The 7,221-nt window shown below is 60.5% G+C and carries 7 protein-coding genes and 1 pseudogene; 2 read left to right on the top strand and 6 right to left on the bottom strand.

What is annotated here, in order from left to right:
* Window positions 1-482 precede the first annotated feature (482 nt).
* The 6 genes from DH10_RS19810 to DH10_RS19785 form a co-directional block, all read right to left on the bottom strand.
* Window positions 483-767 carry a MurR/RpiR family transcriptional regulator gene (locus DH10_RS19810; RefSeq protein ID WP_210325381.1) on the bottom strand — a complete coding sequence of 95 codons (285 nt, stop codon included), beginning with the start codon at window positions 765-767 and terminating at the stop codon, window positions 483-485.
* 30 nt (window positions 768-797) lie between these two features.
* Window positions 798-1,814, bottom strand: coding sequence for a Gfo/Idh/MocA family oxidoreductase (locus DH10_RS19805; RefSeq protein ID WP_192257354.1), 1,017 nt, complete (start codon window positions 1,812-1,814; stop codon window positions 798-800).
* Between the two features lie 34 nt (window positions 1,815-1,848).
* Entirely contained in the window at window positions 1,849-2,643 is a 795-nt protein-coding gene (locus tag DH10_RS19800) for a hydroxypyruvate isomerase family protein (RefSeq protein WP_192178142.1), read from the bottom strand.
* Window positions 2,644-2,721: 78 nt separating this feature from the next.
* Window positions 2,722-3,510, bottom strand: coding sequence for an ATP-binding cassette domain-containing protein (locus DH10_RS19795; protein WP_010909826.1), 789 nt, complete (start codon window positions 3,508-3,510; stop codon window positions 2,722-2,724).
* A complete protein-coding gene (locus DH10_RS19790) occupies window positions 3,510-4,631 on the bottom strand; it encodes an ABC transporter permease (RefSeq protein ID WP_010909827.1) in 1,122 nt (373 codons plus the stop codon). Before DH10_RS19790 ends, DH10_RS19795 begins: the two co-directional genes overlap by 1 nt.
* A gap of 105 nt (window positions 4,632-4,736) precedes the next feature.
* On the bottom strand, window positions 4,737-5,687 hold the full coding sequence (locus DH10_RS19785; RefSeq protein WP_192257355.1) for a sugar ABC transporter substrate-binding protein: 951 nt from the start codon (window positions 5,685-5,687) through the stop codon (window positions 4,737-4,739).
* Window positions 5,688-5,865: 178 nt separating this feature from the next.
* Between DH10_RS19785 and DH10_RS19780 the strand changes: the two genes are divergently transcribed.
* Window positions 5,866-6,861, top strand: coding sequence for a LacI family DNA-binding transcriptional regulator (locus DH10_RS19780; protein WP_192257357.1), 996 nt, complete (start codon window positions 5,866-5,868; stop codon window positions 6,859-6,861).
* Between the two features lie 87 nt (window positions 6,862-6,948).
* A pseudogene (locus DH10_RS36330) lies at window positions 6,949-7,221 on the top strand (myo-inosose-2 dehydratase); the annotation flags it as partial.

The following is a 7,221-nucleotide window of genomic DNA, read 5'->3' as shown; positions in this document are numbered from 1 at the left end:
GCCTGCCGGCGCCCGAAACTCTTCGCGGTAGCGGAACGACCGCTTTGGAGGAATTGCTTCCAACAGCCGACAGGCAGTTTCCGTGCCCTAGCCTATCGAGCAGCAACGCACCTCAATTTTTGCGGCTAAGACAGACAGCGACTGAATCTGACTACCGCCGCTGACTATTTAATATTTAAGCTGAAACTGGCACACGGCAGGAGTCGAACCTGTGATCTCCGCATTCGGAGGGCAAGTCACTCCTACCCCAGATTTCATAGGGAGGACGGGCTCGCTTCGCCAACCGCAGCAGCGAAGCCGGAACAGGTAGCTCGATGAGTGGGCTGAAAGGCGGTAGCGCTCTCCCGCTACCAAAATTCAGATAAGCTATTGAAATATATAGTAAATTATGCGCAATTTGGTAGCGCTCTCGGACAAAATTCCTCAATAATTTCAATGCCGCACGACTGACGCTGACCGATCCATCCCTGCATTGGTTGGAGCTAACCAGCCTTCAAGCCTGTTGCCTTCCGTAGGTGCAGCCGAAAAAAACCCCTGAAGTCTCGAAAATCGGCGAAACCGAGGCCCGTAGCGGCGCGCACCACCGTAGAGGGCGAGACGGAGCATTCGGCGGCAATCGAGCCGACGGTGCCAAAAGCTATCACGTCTGGCTTCGCCAGTGCCATCCGAGCAACTTGTTCCTGCTGCTCCGGAAGTGTGATCGTCCGTGAGGCAATCATGCCTTTGAGTTCGCTCACGTCGCTTGGTCGTTTGATGGCCTCGTGCATGACCACACTCCTCTGTAGCTCCAGAAGCTTCTATCGCAGCGGAATGGCTTGCTTCTTCGAGACGGACTCGATGCAGGCAAGCGCAATTTTTAGAGCGTTGCGCGCGTCCTCGCCCGTCGGTCCTTCAACTTTGCAGGTACGAGAGGCTCGAACGAACGAGGCGAGCTGCGCCGTGTAGCCTTGGACGAAATGGTCGGTGTCGCGGCGCCAGGTATCGTTCGACAGGCCGTTCTTGTCGAAGAGCGTCATGCTGGAGCGACGAACGTCGCCCATGGTCACCATGCCGCCGGAGCCGAAGACCTCGCCGCGGATGTCATAGCCGTAGAGTGCCGAGAAGTTTGCTTCGGCGACGGCAACGGAGCCGTTGTCGAACCGGACTGTGACTACCGCTGTGTCAAGGAAGCCGTTTTCCCTGAAATCCGGCCGCACTAAAGCGTCGGCTACAGCAGACACCTCTACCGGCTGCGCGCCCGGATTGAGCCACAACAGCGTGTCGAAGTCGTGGATGAGCGTCTCGTAGAAGATGGTCCAGAGTGGGATCCGCGCCGGATCGGCGCCGAACGGGCCTGGATCGCGCGTGAGAGAGCGAAGGAGCTGCGGCGTCCCGACTTTCCCGGCATCAATCGCTGCTCGCCCCTCAGCAAAGGCCTGATCCCAGCGCCGGTTGAAGCCCACCTGAAGTGGGACCCCGGCCGAACGCGCCGCGGCGATTGCCCGGTCGGCATCCTCCAGGGTCAATGCCATCGGCTTCTCGCAAAAGATCGCCTTGCCTGCTTCGGCGGCCTGCACGAGGACGTTCGTATGGAACCGCGCGGGAGTGGCTATAATCACCGCCTCGAGCCCCGGATGAGAGAGGAGATCGGCCGTATCCGTGTAGGCGCTTTCGACGCCGAGCTTCTCAGCGAGGTTGGACGCCGCATCCGGCGCAGGATCAGCGATACCAACGAGATCGGCACCGACGAGGCGGCACGCGACGGTCTCACCGTGGAAGGAACCGATGCGACCGGCGCCGATGAGTCCGACACTGACAGGCTTATTCTTGGGCATTCGAGCAATCCTAAAAAAGGGTTGGAGAGGTAAGTCAGACCGTGAAGGCCTCGCGGAAGGCTTCGAGCGCGGCGTCGGGATCGCCGGCGGCCCAGGCTTCCATGCCGACAGGGCCGGAATAATCCATTGCCTTCAGGGCTTTGGCGACACCACGCCAGTTAATCTCGCCGGTGCCGGGTTCGCAGCGGCCCGGAACGTCCGCCACCTGGATCTCGCCGATCCAGGGCAGGCACTTGCGGCAGAGTTCGATCAAATTCCCCTCGCCGATCTGGGCGTGGTAGAGATCGAGGTTCAGGCGAAGTCGCGCATGGCCGATGCTCGACACCAGGGCGAGCGTGTCCTCGGCACGGCCAAAGGGCACGCCTGGGTGGTCGACCGGCAGGTTGAGATTTTCAAGCGTGAAGGTGACACCTTCCTGCTCGGCTAGGTCGACGACGCGGCAGAGAGTGTCACGCGCCTTCAGCCACATCGCACCGGTGACGACTTCGATGGGCTGAACTGGGAGGCCCCTGTCCCCAAGCCCCGTGCCGTGCAGGTTGAGGCGCTGCACCCCGAGGCGCTTGCCAACCTGTGCGGTCTCGCGGGCCGTTCTGATCAGTTCGGCCGCACCTTCATCATCGGTCAGACGGCCCGCAAGGTAGCCGTTCATGATCGTGAAGGTCGCTCCGGTCGCCTCGAGCTTGGCGAGATCGTGCTCCGGCCAATTCCAGAGGCCGACGCCGAAGCCCATCTCCCTGAGGCGCGAGGCACGCCATTCGATCGGCTTGTCGCGCCACAGCATCTCGGCGCAGGCTGCGAGGGGAAAGGGAGCGGTCGTGGATGCACTCATTGGCGGTTCTCGAATTGTGGGTATGACGACGAGTGGTGCGGCGCGATTGCGCCGCACCGACATGTGAAAAGCTCTCGATCAGATCGTTCCGCCGAGTTCCTCTGAGAGCGACTGCAGCTCCTTGCCGCCTGCCATCAGGTTCTGGAGCTCGTCGATGCCGATCTGATCTTTCCTGTAAGTGCCGAGCGTCTTGCCGCGATTGAGCACCGTGAAGCGGTCGCCGACGGCATAGGCGTGACGGACATTGTGGGTGATGAAGATCACGCCGAGACCCTTGTTGCGGACCTGGCCGATGTACTTCAGCACCATGGAGGTCTGGGCAACGCCAAGAGCGGAAGTCGGCTCGTCCAGGATGAGGACCTTGGCGCCGAAATAAACCGCGCGGGCGATCGCAACACACTGACGCTCGCCGCCTGAAAGCGTTCCAACGGCCTGCTGAGGGTCGCGCACGTCGATGCCGATCCTGTGCATCTCGTCTCGTGTGACGTTGTCGGCGTGCTCCATGTCCATGCGTTTGAAAGGCCCGAAACCGACCACGGGCTCGCGCCCCATGAAGAAGTTGCGGGTCACCGACATCAGCGGGATCATGGCGAGGTCCTGATAAACGGTGGCAATGCCGGCATCGAGGGCATCGCGCGGTCCCGCAAAGAGCCGGGGCTGCCCCTCGACCAGGAATTGTCCGGACGTCGGCTTGTGCACGCCGGCAAGCGTGTTGATCAGCGTCGACTTGCCGGCGCCGTTATCGCCCAGCAAGCAGAGCACCTCATGCGCATTCACGCTCATCGACACACCGTTCAGCGCAATGACCGAGCCGAAATGCTTGACGATGTCCTTGACCTCAATGAGGGGCGTTTGGGACGTGGCCATCAGCGTTCTCCCGTTACGCGCTTGCGGATGACATTGTTGAAAATCACCGCGATCAGCAGCATGCCGCCCAGAAAGACGAGGTACCAATCCTGGTCGATCGAGGTGTAGGTCAGTCCGATCAGAACCATGCCGAACACGATCGATCCGAAGAAGGCGCCGATTGCCGAGCCATAGCCGCCGGTCAGCAGGCACCCGCCGATGACGGCAGCGATGATCGCCTCGAACTCCTTCTGGAAGCCGCGGCGGGCGTCGGTCGAGCCAGCATCGAGAACTGTAAGGATGGCAACCAGCGTGGCGCAGAGCGCGGTGATCACGAAGAGCGTCGTCTTTACCCGCGCAACCGGCACGGCGGATTTGCGGGCAGCGCGCGGATCGCCGCCGGCAGCAAAAATCCAGTTGCCAAAACGCGTCCGCAACAGGACCCACGTCGCGAGCAGGGCGATCGCTATGAACCACAAAATCTCGACGGGAATGCCCGGCACTTTCGGAGCGCCGCTCGGAAATGCCTCGATGATGCCTTTCTCGGCGAGCCACGAGAACAGGCTCGAAAAGGCGTCGCCCGAAAAGAACGGCGCCAGCGGGCTGCCGGCGGCAGCCTCCTTCATGCCGCGAAGCTGGGTGGAGCCGCCGCTCGCCCATTTTAGGCCGACCAGGGTCAGCCCGCGCAGGATGAACAGAAACGCCAGCGTGACGATGAAGGACGGCAGGCCGGTGCGCATCGTGATCTGCGCGTTGGTGACGCCGATGAAGACGGCGAAGGCGACGGCAACCAGGATCGCAACGCTGAGCGGCACATGCCAAACGACGAGCGCGGTGCCGAAGACCAGCCCGGCAAAAGCCACCATCGATCCGATCGAGAGATCAAATTCGCCGCCGATCATCAGTAAAGCCGCGCCGATGGCAAGAATGCCGAGTTGGGCGGCCGGTGCCATGAAATTCATGATGCCGGCCAGCGTGAACATCGCCGGATTTGCGGTGAAGAAGAAAAAGATGGTCACGAGCACCAGGCCTGCAACAGCGCCGAGTTCGGGGCGCCGCAGGAGCGCGGTCATCGTCGAGACTTTCTTCAGTCGCTCATCGGAGTGACTTGTGGCCGTGCTCTGTTCTTTGGTCAGAGTCATTGTTTCCTCCCGATTTTTATCAAGCTCAAGCCGTACAGATGCGGTCTTCCGGTCCTGCACGAAGATTGAGCGGTCCCCGCCGAAGCGAGGACCGCCCGGCTCTCCTTAGCGGATGCCCTGGGAGGATTTCTCAATGACGGAAGCGGCCGTGTCCTTCTCGACGAAGCTCGGACCGGAGGGCACATTGCCAGCGGGGATCGTACCGTAGCGGGCATAGAGCGCGAGGAACGTCACCGGCAGATAGCCTTGCAGGTAGGGCTGCTGATCGACCGCGAACAAAGCCTTGCCGTCGGCAACCGCCTTCAGGAAGCCCGCCGACAGGTCATAGGAGGCAACCTTCACCTTGTCGCCGACGCCCATCTTCTCGACGACTGCGACCGCAGGCTCGCCGACGAGCGGGGCCGAGAGACCGAGCACCACGTCGATCGACGGATCGGATGTGAGCGCGGCCTGGATCTTCGCTTCGATCTCGGCCGGATCGGCCGTTGTCGGCAGCACGGTCACCTTGCCGCCCTCAAAACCCTTTTCGGTGCCGGCGCAACGCTGGTCGAGAGCGGCATTGCCCACTTCCTGGTTGACGCAGAGAACGTGCTTCAGGCCGAGGGATTTCAATTTCTCGCCGACCTTGATGCCCGCTGGGCCTTCGTCCTGGCCAACATGCAGCTTGATGCCGAGCTTCTCTGCCGCCGAGATGCCTGAATTCATCGAAATCACCGGAATGCCGGCCGCGACAGCCTTCTCGATTGCCGGACCGAGCGCATCCGGGTCAGGGTCCGAGATGACGATGCCGGCAGGCTTCTGATTAGCGGCAGCCTCGATCAGTTGGCCCATTGCCACCATGTCGAAGGTTTCCGGAGCGCGATAGTCGACTTTGACATTGCTGTCCTTCCCGGCCTGCATCATCCCGTTCTTCACGATGGACCAGAATGGATCTGACGCCTGTCCGTGGGTGACCGCGATAATGGAAATATCCTCAGCTCTGGCGCTGATGGCCATTGAAGCTGCTGCACCGAGGATGACGGCACCGACTGCGAGTCTCTTTAGAATGGATTTCATCTGCTCCTCCTAACGTTGCCGTCTCCTCCTGAGGCGGCAAAAAAGCGAATGCTACCGGGTGCAAAAGTGTTTGCTACCGGGTGCAAACGCGTGCATCATAGCTTTTGATACGCTAAAAGCAAGCGTTCATTTCACGGAATCAGAAAATGGAATGGACGTTTCATTTTGTGGAGGCTTCATGAGAAGGCGGGCAACGGCGAAGAACGTGGCAGATGCGGCCGGCGTCTCAAAATGGACAGTTATCCGTGCGTTCACGCCGGGCGCATCGATTACCGAAGAGAGCAAACGTAGGGTTCTGCAGGCTGCAGCGGCGCTTAACTACTCGCCGAACCTCCTCGCCCGCAGCTTGGCCACCAATCTCACGCATCAGGTGGCGGTCTTCGTCGACGACTTTGCCAACCCTCAGAAGTTGCCCTTCCTGGAGACTTTGACCGATCGGCTGCAGGCTGAAGGGCTGGTCGCCATGCTGATCAACATCAACAATCACTTCGATCATGTGCGTGCCCTGCTCAACGCGGATCAGCGCCAGGTCGATGCCATCATCATGTTCGGCACTGCTTTTCGCAGCGAAACGTTGAATGACAGGCGGCTGGGCCGGAGCATGCCGCCGATGTTCGTGCTGGCAAGGGACAGCCAGATCGATGGCGTGCCTGCCGTTGTCTGTGACGCCGAGCTGGCATTGAAGGAGATCGTCGATCATCTTTATGAAAAAGGATACCGGCGTCCGGGCTTCATGGCTGGGGCGCCGGCCCTCTCCACGGCGCTCAGGCGCCGGCATCATTTCATCGATTTCTGGAAACAGAAGGGTGTAGACGAGACCGCGGTGATATCGGCGGAAAGGTATAGCGCGCAGGCCGGAGCAGAATCCGTTCACCACTATCTTCAGAATACGGACGCCAAGGATAGGGTCGACGTCCTCATGTGCGAGAACGACATCCTGGCCATCGGCGCGCTTGACGAAATCCGCGGGCAGTTTGGCTTGCGTGTGCCGCAGGACATGGCCGTCATCGGCTTCGACAATTACGAGCTGGGCGGAGCATCGGTCTATGGACTTTCCACATACGAGCAGCCGAAGGACGAAATGGTTGAGGTTGTCATCGAGATGATAACCGGGCGGCTGCCCCCTGAGACTGTCACACTGCCGGGAAAGCTCATCGTCAGGAATTCTGCCTGAGCCACTTCTCAGAGCCAATCGGGGACACGGCGAACGTTGTCCTGCCGAGGCCTCTCAGTTCCAATCGAACATTATGCAGGGAATGCAATGACCCAGATTGATATCTTGCTGCCGCCCGACGTGCGACTAGCCGTCAGTCCGCTGTCCTGGGCGAACGACGTTCTTGAAGACCTTGGCGCGGATATACCGCTGGAAACCTGCCTGCGTGACGCCGCCGACGCTGGATATCATGGCGTGGAGCTCGGGCGAAAGTTTCCGCGAAATGCAAACACCCTGAGCCCGCTGCTTGCTAGCCATGGTCTCGCCCTGGCGTCCGGCTGGCATTCGGGAAAACTAGGGTCAGGACCCATTAATTTGTTG

This window comes from Mesorhizobium silamurunense (assembly GCF_014843825.1).
GTDB classification, from domain to species: domain Bacteria; phylum Pseudomonadota; class Alphaproteobacteria; order Rhizobiales; family Rhizobiaceae; genus Mesorhizobium; species Mesorhizobium silamurunense.
This window is presented reverse-complemented; position numbering and strand designations above follow the sequence as displayed.

Excerpts from the sequence above, each read along its gene's own strand:
- DH10_RS19810 (WP_210325381.1), bottom strand. The coding sequence starts at position 767 with ATGCACGAGGCCATCAAACGACCAAGCGACGTGAGCGAACTCAAAGGC.
- DH10_RS19805 (WP_192257354.1), bottom strand. The coding sequence starts at position 1,814 with ATGCCCAAGAATAAGCCTGTCAGTGTCGGACTCATCGGCGCCGGTCGC.
- DH10_RS19800 (WP_192178142.1), bottom strand. The coding sequence starts at position 2,643 with ATGAGTGCATCCACGACCGCTCCCTTTCCCCTCGCAGCCTGCGCCGAG.
- DH10_RS19795 (WP_010909826.1), bottom strand. The coding sequence starts at position 3,510 with ATGGCCACGTCCCAAACGCCCCTCATTGAGGTCAAGGACATCGTCAAG.
- DH10_RS19790 (WP_010909827.1), bottom strand. The coding sequence starts at position 4,631 with ATGACTCTGACCAAAGAACAGAGCACGGCCACAAGTCACTCCGATGAG.
- DH10_RS19785 (WP_192257355.1), bottom strand. The coding sequence starts at position 5,687 with ATGAAATCCATTCTAAAGAGACTCGCAGTCGGTGCCGTCATCCTCGGT.
- DH10_RS19780 (WP_192257357.1), top strand. The coding sequence starts at position 5,866 with ATGAGAAGGCGGGCAACGGCGAAGAACGTGGCAGATGCGGCCGGCGTC.